Source organism: Streptomyces sp. NPDC090088, assembly GCF_044747345.1.
In the GTDB taxonomy this organism is placed as follows: Bacteria; Actinomycetota; Actinomycetes; order Streptomycetales; family Streptomycetaceae; genus Streptomyces.
The window spans coordinates 457746-474960 of sequence record NZ_JBIVDZ010000006.1 but is presented as its reverse complement, the minus strand read 5'-3'; the positions used below and the strand labels follow the sequence as shown (position 1 = coordinate 474960).

Below are 17215 nucleotides of genomic sequence, written 5' to 3'. Positions count from 1 at the left end.
ATGTCCGACTGCGTCTGACTCATGCCCGAACTTGTGGTTTCGCAGGGAGGCTACGCCCGGATTTCCAGAAAGTAAACAGGTTCGGGCCTCAATCGGACATGATCGGACTTCCGGACCCGGAACTCCGAACGCAGCACGAGGGGCCCGGCACCTTCCGGTGCCGGGCCCCTCGCCGCTGGTCGGGCCGTCAGTGGACGAGTTCGCCCGCCGACTCCGGCGCCGACTCGGGCGCGGGGAGCGGCTCGTCGGTGTCGCCGCCTTCCAGATGCTGTGCCGCGCGCCTGGGCAGGGCGGACATCAGCAGGAAGATCACGGCCATGACGACGGCCACCCAGACCAGCGCGTGCCGGAAGGCGTGGGCGAAGGCCGGGCCGACCTCGGCCGGGGTGAGCCGGTCGCCGATGACACCGAAGAAGACCACGGAGACCAGGCCGAGACCGAGCGCGTTGCCCATCTGCTGGACGGTGTTGATCAGGCCGGACGCGGAACCGGCGTGCTCGCGCGGCACCTCCGACAGCACCATGTCGGTCAGCGGGGCGACGATCAGGCCCATGCCCACGCCCATCACGACCAGCGGCAGGGCCATCTGCCAGGAGGCGATGGCGAGGCCGTAGCGGTCGGACTCCCAGATGTAGAGCAGCACACCGAGGCCCATCAGCAGGGCCCCCGCCTGGAGCACCTTGCGGCCGAAGCGCGGAACCAGTTTCTGCACGGACATGCCGGCCGCGACGGACACCGCGAGGGAGAACGGCACCCCGGTCAGGCCCGCGTGCAGCGGGGTCCAGCCGAGGCCGATCTGCATGTACAGCGTCCAGACCAGGAAGAACACGCCGAGCGCGACACCGAAGACGGTCTGCACGGCGATGCCCGCGGCGAAGCTCTTCACGGTGAAGAGGGACGTCTCGATGAGGGGCGAACCGTCGCGGGCGGCCTTGCGGCGTTCGTAGGCGATCAGCACGCCGAAGACGACGAGCGCGCCGGCCATCGACGCGTACCCCCACAGCGGCCAGCCCAGCTCGCGGCCACGGGTCAGCGGGTAGAGCAGCATCAGCAGCCCGAGGGTCACCAGGGCCACGCCGACCAGGTCCAGTTTCAGCGCCTTCGGGGCCTTGGATTCGCCGATGTAACGGCGGCCGAGGAGGAGGGCGGCGATGCCGACCGGAAGGTTGATCAGGAAGATCGGGCGCCATTCGAGGCCGAAGAGGTTCCACTCGGTGAGCAGGGCGCCGAGCAGCGGGCCGGAGACCGCGCCCAGGCCGACGATCCCGCCGAACAGGCCGAAGACCTTGCCGCGTTCGTGGGCCGGGAAGGTGGCGTGCACGATCGAGAGGACCTGCGGGACCATCATCGCGGCCATGCCGCCCTGCAGGATCCGGGAGGCGACCAGCATCTCCGGGTTCGCGGCGAAGCCGCACAGCGCCGAGGCGAGGGTGAAGCCGGCGACCCCGACCAGGAACATCCGCTTGCGGCCGTGGATGTCACCGAGACGGCCACCGGTGATCAGGCCGGCCGCGAAGGCGAGGGCGTAGCCGGCGGTTATCCACTGGATCTGGCTGAAGGTGGCGCCGGCGTCCCGCTGGATGGAGGGGATGGCGATGTTGACGATCGTGACGTCGACCAGGTCCATGAAGGCCGCGGTCATGACGATGGCCAGGGCCAGCCATCGGGTTCGGTCGGGCGGGGAGCCGGGGAGCGGCGCGGCCGGTTCCCCGCGCCCCTCAAGGGCGCTCATCTCGCTGGAGGTCATAGGGTCAACCTAAAGGCGCACTAGGCCAGATCTTGTCCTAGTGGTACGGCATCCTCTGATGCATGACGACAGACACTCCGGCTCGGCTGCTTCAGCTTCTGTCTCTTCTCCAGACGCCCCGCGAATGGCCCGGTGGTGAGCTCGCCGACCGGCTCCAGGTGTCCCGGCGTACCGTGCGGCGCGATATCGACCGGCTGCGGGAGCTGGGGTATCCCGTGGAGGCCAGCAAGGGCTCCGACGGGGGGTACCGGCTGGTCGCCGGGAAGGCGATGCCGCCGCTGCTGCTCGACGACGAGGAGGCGGTGGCCATCGCGGTCGGGCTGCGGGCCGGCGCCGGGCATGCCGTGGCGGGCGTGGACGAGGCGTCCGTACGGGCGCTGGCCAAGCTGGAGCAGGTGCTGCCGGCCCGGCTGCGGCACCGGGTGAGCACGCTCCAGGCCGCGACCACCCCGCTGACATCGGGGGACGGCGCGAGCATCGCGCCCGAGACACTGACCGTGATGGCCTCCGCGGTCGCGGGGCGGGAGCGGTTGCGGTTCGCCTATCGCGCGGCGGACGGCAGCGAGACGCGGCGGCAGGCCGAGCCGTACCGGCTGGTCTCGACCGGGCGGCGGTGGTACCTCGTGGCGTACGACCTCGACCGCGACGACTGGCGGACGTTCCGGGTCGACCGGGTGAGCGAGCCGTTCGCGACCGGAGCGCGGTTCGCGCCGCGGGAGTTGCCGACCGGGAGCGCGGCGGAGTACCTGCGGCGGTCGATCCAACGGCAGCAGGAGACGTACGAGTTCGCCGTCGCGTTCGCCGGGACGGCGGCGGAGGTGGGGGCCCGGCTGCCGAAGTGGCTGGGGACACCCGTGGACGAGGGGGGCGAGGGGGACGAGGAAGGCGAGAGGGGCGAGACGGGCGAAGGGGGCGCCGGGTGGTGTGTGGTGCGGGGGTCCACCGGGGATCCGATGGAGTGGCTGGCGGTGCGGCTGGTGATGGCGGGATGCGAGTTCGCGGTCCGGGAGCCCGCGGAACTCGTGGCGTGCGTACGGGAGTTGGGGGGCCGGTTGAGCCGGGCGGGTGGGCGCGGCTGAGCCGTCGTACGGGCTACGCTCCCGCCGCCTCCCCCGCTCCCCAGGCGAACCCGCGCAGCGCCCCCAGGTTGCGCAGCGCCAGGGCTGCCGGGCCCTGCGCTCCGGACGCGGGGGACGTGCCCGCCGCCCAGGACTCCACCGCCACCCGGACCGCCGCGCTGGCCACCGCCGAGGTGAAGCGGAGGTGCGGGTGAGGGTGCGGGTGCGGGTGCGGGTGCGGGTGCGGGGCAACGTTGTCGGCGGGGGTGGCCGTGCGCTCCGCCAGGATCGACGTCAGGAGGTCCTCCGAGGAACGGCACACCTCGGCCCACACCCTGCGCAGGGCCGGGCTGGTGTCGGCCAGGTGCATCAGGGTGCGGACCCATTCCCAGGAGGCCGCGGAGACGCCCTCGCCGGGGGTCAGGGTGTGGTGCACCGCGTGTTCCAGGGCCTCGGGGACGGAGAGCGCCGCCGGGGCCGAGCGCACCGCCTCCGCCCAGCGGCGGGCGCCCGCCGCGTAGAGCGGGGCGACCGCTTCCTCCTTCGTGGCGAAGTAGCGGTAGAACGTGCGGGGGGCGATGCCCGCGGCCTGGGCGATGTCCTCGGCGCGGGTGGCCCGCAGGCCCCGCCGCACGAAGAGGCCCGCGGCCGCCCTGGCGATCTCCATCCGGGTCTCCGCCTTGCGCCGCTCCGTCAGGGAAGCGGCGGGGGGATCCTGCCGGGAGGTGTCGCCGGTGGTGCTGGGGGTGCTCACCCCGGCAGGCTATGCCGCTGTGGCAGAATCTGCCATCCGGTGGTTCACCCCGTGGTTCAGGTACGGGGTGGGCCACCGTTTCCGCAGGTGCGGCCTGTGCGGGGTGGAGCCGGGCCCCGGCACCCGGGGGGGGATGGGCGCCGAAGCCCGGCTCGGGGAAAGTCCCGGCGCCGGGGGGATGGTGCGTCGGGACGTGGCTTGTCGAGGGGCCGTCGGAGAAGGTCGAAGGTCTTGCCGGGGCGTCGGCAGCCGCTGCCGGAGTGGTCAACTCCCCGGCCCTGAATGGTTGTTCCCTACACCCAGAGCCTTGAAGCGGCGGTACCGCGCCATGTTTGCGCCGTCTTTCGCCACCCGGCGCACGCGCGGCGGGTGAGCGGAGCCTCGCGCGCCCCCAAGCACGCGAGCCCCGCATCCGACCCCACGAACCTCACCTCTTGTTACGCGGCCGGCTCGAACCCGGTGGAACGGGCCAGCTTCTTCAGCTCCAGCAGCGCGTGCTTCTCGATCTGGCGGATGCGCTCGCGGGTCAGACCGTGCTCCTTGCCGACCTCGGTCAGCGTGCGCTCGCGGCCGTCCTCGATGCCGTACCGCATCTTGATGATGGAGGCCGTGCGCTGGTCCAGGCGGCCGATCAGGTCGTCCAGTTCCTCGCTGCGCAGCAGGGTGAGGACGGACTGCTCGGGGCTGACCGCCGACGTGTCCTCCAGGAGGTCGCCGAACTGGGTGTCGCCGTCGTCGTCCACCGACATGTTCAGCGAGACCGGGTCGCGGGCCCAGTCCAGCACGTCGGTGACGCGCTCCGGGGTCGAGTCGAGCTCGGCGGCGATCTCGGCCGGCTCCGGGTCGCGGCCGTTCTTCCGGTTGAACTCGCGCTGCACGCGCCGGATCCGGCCGAGCTCCTCCACCAGGTGGACGGGGAGCCGGATGGTCCGGGACTGGTCGGCGATGGAGCGGGTGATGGCCTGGCGGATCCACCAGGTGGCGTACGTCGAGAACTTGAAGCCCTTGCGGTAGTCGAACTTCTCGACGGCGCGCACCAGGCCGGCGTTGCCCTCCTGGATCAGGTCGAGGAGGGGCAGTCCGCTGCGCGGGTAGCGCCGCGCGACGGCCACGACCAGGCGGAGGTTGGAGCGGATGAAGACGTCCTTCGCCCGGTCGGCGGCGACGACGAGCGCCTCCAACTCCTCGCGGGTGGCGTCCGACGTGGACTCCTCCTCGCCGTCGAGGACCTGCTGCGCGAACACACCCGCCTCGATGGCCTGCGACAGCTCGACTTCCTTGGCGGCGTCGAGCAGCGGTGTACGCGCGATCTCGTCGAGGTACATGCCGACCAGGTCGCGGTCGGCGATCTCGCCGGCGTGGCTGCGAACACCACGGGCGCGGACACTGCTTGCCGATTCGGCCGCCTCGCCAGTGGCGGTCTTACGACGGGCGACGGCACGGGTTGCCATGCGTGCTCCCTTGCGATGGTGGGCGGGCGGGGTGGTCCTGTCGGTTCTTCTCGGTCCTACTCGGTCCTTCGGCGCATGCCCGGCGCTCGGCTCGCGATGCCCCGGAACTCCACTCCTGGAACTCCCGGGACTCTCGTCCAGTGCCCGGCATCCGAAGGAAACAACGACTGGAATCCGGACAGAATTCCCACGCCGACCCCCGATTTTTCTGATCATGCAGTACCCTGTGCGACCACCCGAGGAGGCAAGGTGTCGTCGGAACGTACAGAGGTGCAGGTCAGATCAGGAGTCGAGGGAGACCTCGAAGCCCTCACGGAGATCTACAACCACTACGTACGTGAGACGTCCATCACATTCGACACGGTGGTCTTCACGCCGGAAGAGCGTCGTCCGTGGCTGCTCTCCCACCCGGAAGACGGCCCGTACCGCCTGATGGTTGCCACGTCGGCGGACTCACAGGAGATTCTCGGGTACGCCACATCCAGCCCCTACCGCGCGAAACCGGCCTACGGGACCTCCGTGGAGACCACGGTCTATGTCGCCCCGCAGGCCGGCCGGCGCGGTATTGGCACGCTCCTCTACAAGGCCCTCTTCGAGGCGCTCGCGGGAGAGGACCTGCACCGCGCCTACGCGGGCGTCGCGCAGCCGAACGAGGCGTCCACCCGGCTGCACGAGCGCTTCGGTTTCCGGTACGTCGGCACGTACCGCGAGGTGGGCCGCAAGTTCGGCCGCTACTGGGACGTGGCCTGGTACGAGAAGCCCCTCTAGGCCTCAGCGGCGAAGGCGGCCGTCAGCCACCGTCAGCGGTCAGCGGTCAGCGGTCAGCGGTCAGCGGTCAGCGGTCAGCCGAACTGCACCGACCGCTTCGCCATCCCCATCCAGAACCCGTCGATCACCGACTTCTGCGCGTCCAGCTCGCCGCCGGCCTCCGCCGCGCCCATGGTGACGAAGAGCGGGGCGAAGTGCTCGGTGCGCGGGTGGGCGTAGCGGCCGGCCGGGGCCTTGTCGAGGAAGTCGAGCAGGGCGTCCCAGTCGCGGTTCTCCAGCGCCCGGTGCCCCCAGTCGTCGAACTCGGAGGACCAGGCCGGCACACCACTGCCGAGGTGACGCAGGGCTGCCAGGTTGTGGGTGAAGAAGCCGGAGCCGACGATCAGCACGCCCTCGTCGCGCAGCGGGGCGAGCCTGCGGCCGATCTCCATCAGGCGGACCGGGTCGAGGGTGGGCATGGATATCTGCAGGACGGGGATGTCCGCTGCCGGGAACATCTCCACCAGGGGCACATAGGCGCCGTGGTCGAGGCCGCGGTCCGGGATGTCCTGCACGGGGGTACCGGGGGCGTGCAGCAGCTTGCGCACGCTCTCGGCCAGCTCCGGCGCGCCGGGGGCGTCGTACCGCACCTGGTAGTAGTGCTCGGGGAAGCCCCAGAAGTCGTAGACGAGGGGGACGGGCTGTACGGCACCGAGGGCGAGGGGGGCCTCCTCCCAGTGCGCGGAGACCATCAGGATCGCCTTGGGGCGGGGCAGGTCCGCGCTCCAGGCGGCCAGTTCGCCCGGCCAGACGGGGTCGTCGGCGAGCGGCGGCGCGCCGTGGCTCAGATAGAGGGCGGGCATACGCTCCCGGGCGGCGGCGGACATGACGGCGGCTCCCTCCGGAGGCAGGGCCTCGACCCGGCCCCGATGTTTTAACTCTCAAGCTTTCTCCCGACACCTTACGCGCCACTTGTTTAATCTTCAAGGAGGGGCCTCGTAGAGTGGGATACATGAATACGGCATCCGCATCCGCCACGGCCCAGCAGGAGCGCTGGCTCACCGAGGACGAACAGCGCGTCTGGCGCTCGTATCTGCACGCCACGACCCTGCTGGAGGACCATCTGGACCGTCAGCTCCAGCGGGACGCGGGGATGCCGCACATCTACTACGGCCTGCTCGTCGGGCTCGCCGAGGCACCCGGCCGGCGGCTGCGGATGACCGAGCTGGCGATGAACGCGAAGATCACCCGGTCCCGGCTCTCGCACGCCGTCGCCCGGCTGGAGAAGAACGGCTGGGTACGCCGGGAGGACTGCCCCTCCGACAAGCGCGGCCAGTTCGCCGTCCTGACCGACGAGGGCGCCGAGGTGCTGCGGCGCACCGCGCCGGGCCATGTGGCCGCCGTACGGCAGGCGCTGTTCGAGCGGCTGACCCCCGAACAGCAGCAGGCCCTCGGCGAGATCATGCAGATCGTCGCCGAGGGCCTGCAGCCCAGCGAAGCGGGCGCGGACCTGCCCTGGCTCCGCTGAGGAGCCGGGACAGGTCCGCGAGCGGGTACCCGGAGCTCAGAGACGCGGAGGCGGGCTCAGTGGGCGACCACCGGAACCGCCACCTCGTCCTCCGCTCCGTCACCGGAGGCGACCGGCGTGGTGTCCTGCCGGCCGGCGTTGACGAGGCTCACCACGACGACCGCGGCCAGCACCAGCATGCCGACGGCGACCCAGATCGCGTTGGCGTAGCCGTGCACCGCGCCCTCCATCTGGACCAGCTGCTGCTGCGGCTTGGAGGCCGCGGTCGCGATGTGGTCCTTGATGTACGACGTCGTCGCGGAGGCGGCGATGGTGTTCAGCAGGGCGGTGCCGATCGCGCCGCCGACCTGCTGCGAGGTGTTGACCATCGCGGAGGCGACACCGGCGTCCCGGGGCTCGACGCCGAGCGTGGCCAGGGACATGGCCGGCATGAACGCGGTACCCATGCCGAGGCCGAGCAGCACCATCGCGGGCAGGATCGTCGAGGCGTACGACGAGCCGATCTCGATCTGGGTCATGACCAGCATGCCGGCCGCGGCGACCAGGAAGCCGGGGCCCATCAGCGCCCGGGCCGGGACCCGGGTCATCAGCCGGGTGCCGATCTGGGTGGAGCCGATCATCATGCCCGCGATCATCGGCAGGAAGGCGAAGCCGGTCTTGATCGGCGAGAAGCCCTTGATGACCTGGAGGTAGTAGGTCAGGAAGAGGAAGGTGCCGAACATCGCGATGATCGCGATACCGAGCGAGAGGTAGATGCCACCGCGGTTGCGGTCGAGGATCACGCGCAGCGGCAGCAGCGGGGCCTTGACCCGGGACTCGGTGACGACGAACGCGATCAGCAGGACCGCGGAGGCGACGAACAGGCCGACGGTGGTGGTGTCGCCCCAGCCGTCGGACTCGGCGCGGGTGAAGCCGTAGACCAGCGAGACCAGGCCGAGGGTGGAGAGCAGCACGCCGGGGATGTCGAGCGGGTTGCGGTTGCGGCCGCCCTCCGGCTCACGGATGACGAAGTACGCGCCGAGCGCGGCGACGATGGCGAACGGGATGTTCACGAAGAACGTCCAGCGCCAGTCCAGGTACTCGGTGAGCACGCCGCCGAGGATGAAGCCGACGGCGCCGCCGCCACCGGCGATCGCGCCGTAGATACCGAACGCCTTGGCACGCTCCTTGGCGTCCGTGAACATCACGGCGAGCAGGGAGAGCGCGGCCGGGGCGAGCATGGCGCCGAAGACGCCCTGCAGGGCACGGGCGCCGAACATCATGGCGCCGGTGGTCGCGGCGCCGCCGAGCGCGGAGGCCGCGGCGAAGCCGATCAGGCCTATGACGAAGGCCCGCTTGCGGCCCCAGAGGTCGGCGATACGGCCGCCGAAGAGCAGCAGACCGCCGAAGGCGAGGGCGTAGGCCGTGACGACCCACTGCCGGTTGCCGTCGGAGATGCCCAGGTCGGTCTGGGCGGAGGGCAGTGCGATGTTCACGATGGTGGCGTCGAGGACGACCATCAGCTGGGCGAGCGCGATGAAGATCAGCGCTCGCCAGCGGTTGGCGTGCGCGGAACGCTCGTCCGCGGCGCCGGGAGCCTTGGCGGCTGTTTCAGACATGGGGGTACCCACTTCGTGACTTCGTTGACTTTGAGAAATGCGTGACTGCGTGACTGGGTGACTGCGTAAGTGCGTGACTTCTTGACTTCGTGACGGGAAGTCAGAACGTGGTGACGGAAGGTCGGACTCGGTGAGGTGACGGTGGCCTTGGCGGAGAACGGGACGTGTTGAGGTAGGGGACCGGTCGGCGGTCCCGAACTGATCGGTGCTCACCGATCCGTGCTCGTCGGTGGTTCGCGGCTGAGTGCTGGGTCAGGCCTGGCGGAGGTCCTCCATGGTCACGGCCGTGCCGGGCAGGGTGGAGCGGGCCGGGGCCCGCAGTCCGTCCAGGAACAGCTGCAGATGACGGTGGACGAAGCGGTCGTTGATCCGGCAGCCGGTACCGGCCGGGGGCCGGCTGAGCTGGGCCACGGCGATCATCACGTCGCCGACGCCCACATCCGGCCGGAGCCGTCCGGACGCCTTGGCACGGTCCATGAGCTGCCCGATGAGCCGCTCGCACCGCTCACGCGCCGCTTCCAGGTCGGGGTGGTTCTCGTCGAAGGTGCTGGCGACCATCGGGCACAGCGCGCTGATCCGCTCGTCGGCGGAGGCGTGCACGAACCTCTCCAGCGCCTCGAAGGCGTCCCCGGTCTCGGCGAGCGCCAGCTCGGCCGCCTCGGACGTCCGGTCCATCACGGAGCAGACGACCTCACGGACGAGCGCGTCGCGGTCGGGGAAGTTGCGGTACAGGGTGGCGTTGCCGACCCCGGCCCGGCGGGCGATCTCGTCGAGCGGCACGTCAGGGCCGTACTCGGTGAACATCTCCCGGGCGGCGGTGACGATCCGCTCCCGGTTGCGCAGGGCGTCGGCGCGGGGCCGGGGTGCCTTGCGCACGGCGGGGGTAGCGGTCGCGGTCTGCACGGCGCACTCCTGGTCGGTCGGACGGACGTCGGTCTGTCTGGTTTCCGCGATCCGGGGATCCGCTCCCCGTTTCGCGCGGACACAGGTCTAAACGGGGAAGGGCTCCCCGGTTATTTCCGAGCTTTCCCCAAACTTCATGTGACCTGACTCACACTCTTCCGCCCGGGGAATCCCACGATCGGCCCCTCCAACGCGCGCCCGCGGCCCTGTCGACACAGGGTGATCGAAAGGGTGCAGCCGGAGACCGGCGGCTGCCGTGGAGCGAAAGGTCCATGCATGCAGCCGCAGCCCAGCCGCCGCCCCCTGCCCGGGCACCCCCACACACCTGGGAACCGGCCCATGCCCGGGAACCGGCCCATGCCCGGCAACCGGCCCATGTCCGGGGACGGCCCTACGCCTGCGGACCGGCCCACGCCTGCGGACCGGCCTACGCCTGCGGACCGGCCCGAATCCGCGGACCGGCCGCCGGTACCCGGGGACCGCCCCATGCGCGGGGACCGCCCTATGCCCGCGGACCGCTCCATATCCGAGGACCGCCCGATACCCCCGGACGACCCCATGCCCGCGGACCGCCCCATGCTGGCGGACCGCTCCATATCGTCGGACCGCCCGATACCCGTGAGTGGCCGGAACGATCCGAGCGGCGGGAGCGACCTGAACGGCCGGAGCAACCCGAGGGACCGGGCCGACCCGAGCGGCCAGTTCACCCCGGACGGCGGGATCTCCCCGACCGACCGGATCACCCCGACCGGCGAGATCACCCCGACCGACCGGATCACCCCGAACGGCCAGTTCACCCCGGACGGCGGGATCTCCCCGACCGGCGAGATCACCCCGACCGACCGCATCACCCCCACCGGCCGGATCACCCCGACCGACCGGATCACCCCGAACAGCCGCATCACCCCCACCGGCCGCATCACCCCAACCGGTCGGATCACCCCAACCGACCGCATCACCCCAACCGGTCGGATCACCCCCACCGGTCGGCAGGTATGCGTAAGGCGGCGGCGGACCGGGACGCGCCGGGCGGTCTCGATCGCCGCCGTGACCGTGCTGATCCTGGCGGTCGGCACCTCGGCGGGCACCGGGCGCCTCACGGCGGCCCCCACCCCGGCCGGCGCCGGCCCGATCGCGCTGGCCCGCTCCTCCGCCTACGGCCCCTGCCTGATCAGCGGCGGCCACGAGGTCCAGATGACCGAGGGCATCCCCACCCCGGGCGGCTACTCCCGATCCACCGGCACCGTGCACGCCCTGACCCTGATGGTCGACTTCTCCGACGCCCCCGGCCAGGGCAGCGCGCTCGACCGCTACCACGAGTTCTTCCCGCAGACCCAGGACTGGTTCCGCACCGCCTCCTACGGCAAGCTCGACTACCAGCCGGCCGCCCCGATCGACCACTGGCTGCGGATGCCCAAGCCGTTCGCCGCCTACGGCATAGAGCGCGGCGCCCCCTTCGACCCCGGCTACCGGCAGCTGGTCCAGGACATCGTGGCCGCCGCCGACCCGGACGTGGACTTCCGGTCGTACGACCTCCTGAACGTCCTGGTCTCCCCGAACGCCGGCCCCTCCGCCCTGGACACGGTCCTGTCGGTGACCTTCGCCGGCAACGCCGACGCCCCGGTCGCCGACGGCATCCCGGTCGCCAACGCCTCGTTCGTCTACTCCCGCCAGGACGACGGCTCCGGCTCCTACGCCCGCACCGGCTACCGCGTCCTCCCGCACGAGAACGGCCATGTCTTCGGCCTGCCCGACCTCTACACCCAGGAGGGCGGGGGCGCGGTCGGGCACTGGGACATCATGAGCGAGGACTGGGGGGCCGACAACGACCTGCTCGCCTGGCACAAGTGGAAGCTGGGCTGGCTGGACCCCGACCAGGTCAGCTGCGCGGCGGCGAAGGGCAGCACCGACTACACCCTCACCCCCCTCTCCGTCCCCGGCGGCCGCAAACTGGTCTTCGTCCCCGTCGACGCCCGCACCGGCTACGCCCTGGAGGTGCGCGCCAAGGGCGGCAACGACGAGGAGGTCTGCCGCCCCGGCGTCCTCATCTACAAGGTCGACGCGAACATCGACACCGGCCGCGGACCGATCAAGGTGTACGACGCCCACGGCGACTCCGGCGGCTGCACCCGCAGCCCCAACGTCCAGGCGGAACTCTCCGACGCCCCGTTCGGCCCGGGCGAGACCTTCAAGGACCCGCAGCACGGGATCGAGGTACAGGTGTCGGCCGTGGACGGGACGGGGTCGGGGGACTACCGGGTGCGGGTGATCCGGGGATAGCGGCCGGCCGGCAGGGCGTGAGCGGGTTTCCGAACCCGACGCTGACCAGGTGGGCGACGGTTTACGGTAGGCGCTTACGGTAGGCGTGCCCTGATCGGCACCGTCTGCCCTGATGGCCGTACCGGAGAGTCGATGACCGCCCCCTCCCCTTCTTCCTCCCCTCCTCCCGCCGAGGCGGTGACACCGCTGGTCCGGGGTGTGGCGGTGCTGACGGCGCTGACCGAGGCGGGCGGGACCCTGAGCGCGAGCGCCCTCGAACGGAGCACCGGCCTCGCCCGCTCCACGGTGGACCGGATCACCGCGACCCTGGCCCGCATGGGATACGTCCGCCTGGACGGCCGGGACGCGGTACTCACCCCCCGCGTGATGGAGCTGGGCAACGCCTACCTGTCCGCCCTCCGCCTGCCGTCCCTGCTGGACGGGGAGGCCGACGCCCTGGCCGACGAGCTGGACGAGTCCGTCTCCCTCGCCGTCGCCGACCGCGACGGCATCCGCTTCATCCACCAGGCGACCCGCCGCCGCGCCATGTCCGTCAGCTTCCGCATCGGCGACCTGCTGCCGGCCGAACGCACCGCCCCCGGCCCGCTGTTCGCCGCCGAGTGGACGGACGCCGACTGGTCCGCCTGGCACACCCGCCGCGCGGCGGACCCGACGGACGCCGGCTTCCCCGCCGTACCGCCCCGCACCCCCACCGCCCCGACCGACTTCGAGTCCCGGGCGGCCCAGGCCCGCCAGAACGGCTGGTCCCTGGACGACCAGCTGATCGAACCGGGCCTGGTAGCGGTATCGGCCCCGGTCCGCGCCCCAGTCCGCGCCTCCGCCCCTACCTCCGCCTCCGCCCGCATCGCCTGCGTGGCGAGCGTCGTCAGCCACACCAGCCGCCACACGGCGGCGGACCTGCGCGAGACCCTGCTCCCCCGGCTCCGTACGACGGTGGCGGCGATGGAGAGGCGACTACGCGAAGCCGCACCTCCCGAGCCCGGCCCAACCCCCGCAGGCCTCGCCACCTGGACGACGGCCTCCAAGCACGAACTGGGCCGCGACTTCGTGGAATCCCTGGCCCGGGGCCTGACCGTCCTCACGGCCTTCGGCGAGGGCCGCTCGTCCCTGACCCTGACGGACGTGGCAAAGGCGACGGGCCTGGCCCGGGCAACAGCCCGCCGCGCCCTGATCACCTACGAGCACCTCGGCCTGGTGGCCGCCGAGGACCGCCGGTTCACCCTCACCCCCCGCGTCCTGTCCCTCGGCTACCCGCCCCTGTCCCGCACCACCCTGGCCCACCTCGCCGCCCCCCACCTCCGCGCCCTCGCCGACCGCCTGCACGAACCGACGGCGCTGGCGGTACTGGTGCCGGGCACCGACCCGGCCGAGATCCAGTACGTCGCGGTGGCCGCCGCCGGCCGCGTCCTGACGGTGGACATCACCGTCGGCACCCGCCTCCCGGCAACCCGCACCGCCCTGGGCCGAGCCCTCCTGAACGCCGCCCCCCACGGCTACGCCCTCGCCGACGAGGAACTCGAATCCGGCCTCCGCTCGATCGCCGTACCGGTACGGGACCGCACCGGCCACCCGGTAGCCGCCCTGAACGTCGCCACCCACGCGGCCCGCCGCACCCTGGACAACTTCCTGACCGAAGTTCTCCCCCACCTGCGCACCACCGCCGACCACATCCAGTCCGACCTCCACCTCGCCTCCCGCTTCACCCACGTCCCCCTCGCCTGACACCCCCACACCCCACCGACCGAATCCGGTACGCTGACGCCAGTGACCCACCGGGCCACGATCCGCCTTCGTAGCTCAGGGGATAGAGCACCGCTCTCCTAAAGCGGGTGTCGCAGGTTCGAATCCTGCCGGGGGCACCAGCCAAAAGGCCCCGGACCGATCATGGTCCGGGGCCTTTGACATCTACTTTTGACATCAACGGGGACGGGGACGGAGCGCATCCCGCGTGACAAAAGATGAGGCTCTCGATCGATTGAGGCAGCTGGCGCGAGCTCAGGCATTCGGACATCACGTCGGCTCGGACCGCCTCATCCAAGCTGGTCTCGACGCTCTTCTGGCCGACGTCGATGCCCCGTCGCTTGCCCTGCTCGCCGGCCTGGGCCGCCGTGAGGAGCATGAAGCACGGGAGTTGTTCGCCCACGTCGTGGAGGAGCTGGGGCTGGGATTCGAGGTGCCGGCGGACCCGATCGCCGCCAGGTGGGCCCTGGCCTACTGGCTGGCTGCTCAGATCGTCGACGGCTCCCTGGACCCGGCGACTGGCGCCAACCTCATCTGGGTCGAAGTAGCGATGGAGCTCGGCTATCCCGATCGCCTGCAACCGATCGTCCACTGTGCCATTGAGCTGGACGACTGGAACGCCAATTGGAGCACTCCGCTAGAGCAGCTCAAGGAAGAAGTCCTTGTCGCCGCCCGCGCACTCATCGAAAGCGGCGGACCCGGGTCCGCTCTCTGAAGACCATGAAGCCCCAAGACTGTGACGTCTTGGGGCTCCGCGTCTCGGTTAGAGGGGGACGGCGTTGGTCAGCCTAGGCGGGGACGCTTCTTCAACAGCTTGTCCATGTGGCTCATGGCCTCGCGCTGGGTGTCCTGGACGACGTGCGTGTACACGTCCATGGTGATGCTGATCTGGGAGTGTCCGAGGATCTCCATCACGACGCGGGGTGCTACTCCGGCTGCCGTGAGGAGGGTGGCGGTGCCGTGGCGGGCGTCATGCAGCCGGATGACGCGGAGGCCGGCGGACTCTGCGACGCGGGTGAAGGAGCGGTAGAGGTTGCGCGGCTCGACCGGGCGGCCGGTGCGGGTAGCGAAGACGTAGTCAGACTCCTGCCACCTCTCCCCCGCCTTGGTACGGGCGGCTGCTTGCCGCATGCGGTGCCAGCGCAGGGGCGCGATGCAGAGGGCGGGCAGCGGGACGGCTCGGCGACGACGGCTCTTGGGGTCGTCGTCGTAGAGAACGCCACGGTGGCGCTGGACCTGGTGGCGGACGTAGAGAACGCGGTTGTCGAGGTCGAGGCCAGACCACCGAAGTCCGACGATCTCTCCCCGGCGCAGGCCCATGGCGATGGCGAGGACAAAGGCCGCGTAGAGCGGGTCCTTGCGGGAAGCCGCGAGGAAGTCGAGCGTCTCGTCCAGGGTCCAGGGGCGCAGCTCAGGCGTGGCCGTACGCGGCGGCTCGACCAGCTTGGCGACGTTGCGCGTGATGAGTTCCTCCCGGCAGGCGGATGACAGAGCCGAGCGCAGAACTCGGTGCGATTCCTTGGCGGTTGCGGCGGTGGTCTCCTTCTCCAGGCGGACGAGGAAGCGGCGGACGTCGGCGACGCCGAGGGATTCGAGGCGCTTGGCGCCGAGGAGGGGCACCAGGTAGAGGCGGACGTGCGTCTCGTACTTGTCGAAGGTGCTGAGCTTCCGTCGGGGCTTGATGACGTTGTCCAGCCAGTACGGGAGCCACTCGGAGAGCTTGGCGGACTTGGTAGGCACGGGTACGCCCTGGTCCACCTTGTCGAGCAGCTCACGGCGCTTGGCGTCGCACTCGGCCCACGTCTTGCCGTAGGCGAACTTGCGGGCGCGAGTGCCGTCCGGCTGGAGCACGTACACCGCGCACTGGAATCGGCCGTCCTTGCGTTTGGTGATGCTGCCGGCGCCGTTCGGGTTGCGCTTGCGTTGCTGGGCCATCAGGCGGCCGCCTCCAGTTCGTTGGCGATGTAGTCGTGGACGGCACGCGCTGGGATGCGACGGCAGCGACCGATGGTGAGCGAGGGCAGGCGCCGGGAGCGGATCAGGTCATAGACCGTGGAGCGGCCGAGCTTGAGCCGGGCCATGACGTCCGGGACCGTGAGCAGCTCTTCGTCAGCCATGCGTGGGCTCTCCTTCCGTTCCGGGGGCTGGTTCGAGGGACGCGGCGAGCCAGGTCTCGGCGGCGCTGAGGCCGGTGCCGGCGAAGACCCAGTGGGCGAGGACGTATGTCGTGTCCGGCTGAGGGTTGGCGGCTGCTGCCGTCGCTTGTGCTCGGCGCCATTCGGCGCGGGCGTCGCGGAGGGCTCCGAGGGTGGTGGAGTAGCGGCGGGACTTGGTAGAGAAGTGGCCGCGGAAGCCGAGCATGTGGGCCCAGGCGCGCAGGCGGAGGTGTTCGAGGTCCTTGCGGGCGCCGAGAGTCCAGGCGGTTCGGATGAGACGGCGCGCGTGGTCGCTGATGTCGAGCTGGGCGAGTTCGGCAGCGAACTTCAGCGGCCGGTCGAGAGCTCCCGTGGCGGTCTCTGCGCCCTTGGTGGCGTACTTGGCGATGTAGGCCGCTACGGCGCGTTCGGTGAGTTCCTGGCCGTCGTTGAAGTCGGCGGATCGGATGGTGCGGACGTCGAGTTGGCGGCCGAAGGTGAAGGTGTGGGTGCGGTCGTCGAGGGTCGGGCCGTCGACCTGGACCTTGGCGGTGGCCGCTTGGATGGCGTCGGTGAGGAGTTCGGCGGTGGCCCAGGGCGGGGGTGGGGTGTCGCCGCCTTGTGGGCCGTCGAGGCGGATGACGGCGTGGAAGTGGACGGCGCCGCGCTTTTGGTACTCGGCGACCTTGGCGAAGGAAACGCGCGCGTGGTCGCGTAGACGGCGCTGGGAGAGGCCCGCGCGTTGGCGACCTCCCGGCGGAGGTAGATCGAGAAGCGGCGCCACAGGGCACCGGAGTGGGCGTTCCAGAGCACGGCCGCGTCGTAGTCGTAGGTGTCGGGGTCGAGTGGGGTGCCGAGGGTGTCGTCGTCCTGGTCGTGGTGGGTGCCGCAGCGGCAGGGGCGGTTGTCGGTGCGGCGGTTGTGGACGGGGCCGAAGCCGGGGGCGGTGAAGGTGGCGAAGACGCGGGGGTGAGCGGCGACGTCTTCAGGGGTGCCCTTGCCGCCTCGTAGGCCTGCGGAGATGAGGTGGAAGGTGTCGCGGCGGTAGACCTCGGCGCAGGCCTCGCAGCGGGTGGTGCGGCGGTTGTTGCAGCGGACGAGGAGTTGGCCGGCGGGCAGGTCGGTCGAGTCGAGGTGCTGAAGAATGCGGCCGATCTCGCCGGTTGTGGTGTCGACGTCGTACTCGGTGCGGTGGCCGTCGAGGCGGATGGGGTTGGTGCAGCCGCCGAGGCCGGAGAGCTGGCGGAGGATACCGGGCAGGGTGCCGCCCGAGG

At 71.0% G+C, this 17215-nt stretch carries 14 protein-coding genes, 1 tRNA gene and 1 pseudogene; 7 read left to right on the top strand and 9 right to left on the bottom strand.

Annotated elements, in window-relative coordinates:
* Positions 1–187: 187 nt before the first annotated feature.
* Complete coding sequence (locus ACIPSJ_RS30010) at positions 188–1732, bottom strand: MFS transporter (protein ID WP_401350972.1); 1545 nt, start codon at positions 1730–1732, stop codon at positions 188–190.
* Positions 1733–1809: 77 nt separating this feature from the next.
* Here ACIPSJ_RS30010 and ACIPSJ_RS30005 point away from each other — a divergent pair, with 77 nt between their 5' ends.
* Positions 1810–2826, top strand: coding sequence for a YafY family protein (locus tag ACIPSJ_RS30005; protein ID WP_359223101.1), 1017 nt, complete (start codon positions 1810–1812; stop codon positions 2824–2826).
* A 13-nt stretch (positions 2827–2839) separates the two neighbouring features.
* Here ACIPSJ_RS30005 and ACIPSJ_RS30000 read toward each other — a convergent pair whose 3' ends face one another.
* Positions 2840–3472 (bottom strand): TetR family transcriptional regulator, encoded by a 633-nt coding sequence (locus tag ACIPSJ_RS30000; protein WP_401350971.1) that lies wholly within the window; start codon positions 3470–3472, stop codon positions 2840–2842.
* A gap of 524 nt (positions 3473–3996) precedes the next feature.
* Positions 3997–5010 carry a sigma-70 family RNA polymerase sigma factor gene (locus ACIPSJ_RS29995; RefSeq protein WP_359223105.1) on the bottom strand — a complete coding sequence of 338 codons (1014 nt, stop codon included), beginning with the start codon at positions 5008–5010 and terminating at the stop codon, positions 3997–3999.
* Positions 5011–5259: 249 nt separating this feature from the next.
* Between ACIPSJ_RS29995 and ACIPSJ_RS29990 the strand changes: the two genes are divergently transcribed.
* Positions 5260–5778, top strand: a complete 519-nt coding sequence (locus tag ACIPSJ_RS29990) for an N-acetyltransferase family protein (protein ID WP_359223107.1) — start codon at positions 5260–5262, stop codon at positions 5776–5778.
* A gap of 74 nt (positions 5779–5852) precedes the next feature.
* Here ACIPSJ_RS29990 and ACIPSJ_RS29985 read toward each other — a convergent pair whose 3' ends face one another.
* Complete coding sequence (locus ACIPSJ_RS29985) at positions 5853–6644, bottom strand: dioxygenase (protein ID WP_401350754.1); 792 nt, start codon at positions 6642–6644, stop codon at positions 5853–5855.
* A 125-nt stretch (positions 6645–6769) separates the two neighbouring features.
* On the opposite strand from ACIPSJ_RS29985, the gene ACIPSJ_RS29980 reads away from it, so the two are divergent.
* Entirely contained in the window at positions 6770–7285 is a 516-nt protein-coding gene (locus tag ACIPSJ_RS29980; RefSeq protein ID WP_355708529.1) for a MarR family transcriptional regulator, read from the top strand.
* Between the two features lie 56 nt (positions 7286–7341).
* On the opposite strand, the gene ACIPSJ_RS29975 is transcribed toward ACIPSJ_RS29980, so the two are convergent.
* Together ACIPSJ_RS29975 and ACIPSJ_RS29970 are read right to left on the bottom strand one after the other, a co-directional pair.
* Positions 7342–8883: an MFS transporter gene (locus tag ACIPSJ_RS29975; RefSeq protein ID WP_359223112.1), complete on the bottom strand. Its 1542-nt coding sequence runs from the start codon at positions 8881–8883 to the stop codon at positions 7342–7344.
* A 252-nt stretch (positions 8884–9135) separates the two neighbouring features.
* The gene (locus ACIPSJ_RS29970; protein ID WP_359223114.1) at positions 9136–9786 is read right to left on the bottom strand and encodes a helix-turn-helix domain-containing protein; all 651 of its coding nucleotides are present in this window, start codon (positions 9784–9786) and stop codon (positions 9136–9138) included.
* 1038 nt (positions 9787–10824) lie between these two features.
* Here ACIPSJ_RS29970 and ACIPSJ_RS29965 point away from each other — a divergent pair.
* From ACIPSJ_RS29965 to ACIPSJ_RS29950, 4 genes are all read left to right on the top strand, one after another.
* Complete coding sequence (locus ACIPSJ_RS29965; RefSeq protein ID WP_401350970.1) at positions 10825–12066, top strand: M6 family metalloprotease domain-containing protein; 1242 nt, start codon at positions 10825–10827, stop codon at positions 12064–12066.
* Positions 12067–12198: 132 nt separating this feature from the next.
* The gene (locus ACIPSJ_RS29960; RefSeq protein WP_401350752.1) at positions 12199–13788 is read left to right on the top strand and encodes an IclR family transcriptional regulator C-terminal domain-containing protein; all 1590 of its coding nucleotides are present in this window, start codon (positions 12199–12201) and stop codon (positions 13786–13788) included.
* A 64-nt stretch (positions 13789–13852) separates the two neighbouring features.
* A tRNA-Arg gene (locus ACIPSJ_RS29955) sits at positions 13853–13928 on the top strand.
* A gap of 86 nt (positions 13929–14014) precedes the next feature.
* Complete coding sequence (locus ACIPSJ_RS29950) at positions 14015–14521, top strand: hypothetical protein (RefSeq protein ID WP_401350750.1); 507 nt, start codon at positions 14015–14017, stop codon at positions 14519–14521.
* Between the two features lie 68 nt (positions 14522–14589).
* Here ACIPSJ_RS29950 and ACIPSJ_RS29945 read toward each other — a convergent pair whose 3' ends face one another.
* From ACIPSJ_RS29945 to ACIPSJ_RS29935, 3 genes and pseudogenes are all read right to left on the bottom strand, one after another.
* Positions 14590–15741: a tyrosine-type recombinase/integrase gene (locus tag ACIPSJ_RS29945; RefSeq protein ID WP_401350748.1), complete on the bottom strand. Its 1152-nt coding sequence runs from the start codon at positions 15739–15741 to the stop codon at positions 14590–14592.
* Entirely contained in the window at positions 15741–15923 is a 183-nt protein-coding gene (locus ACIPSJ_RS29940) for a helix-turn-helix domain-containing protein (RefSeq protein WP_401350747.1), read from the bottom strand. The genes ACIPSJ_RS29945 and ACIPSJ_RS29940 overlap by 1 nt, the downstream gene beginning before the upstream one ends.
* Positions 15916–17201: pseudogene (locus ACIPSJ_RS29935) on the bottom strand (replication initiator). Before ACIPSJ_RS29935 ends, ACIPSJ_RS29940 begins: the two are co-directional and overlap by 8 nt.
* Positions 17202–17215: the final 14 nt, after the last annotated feature.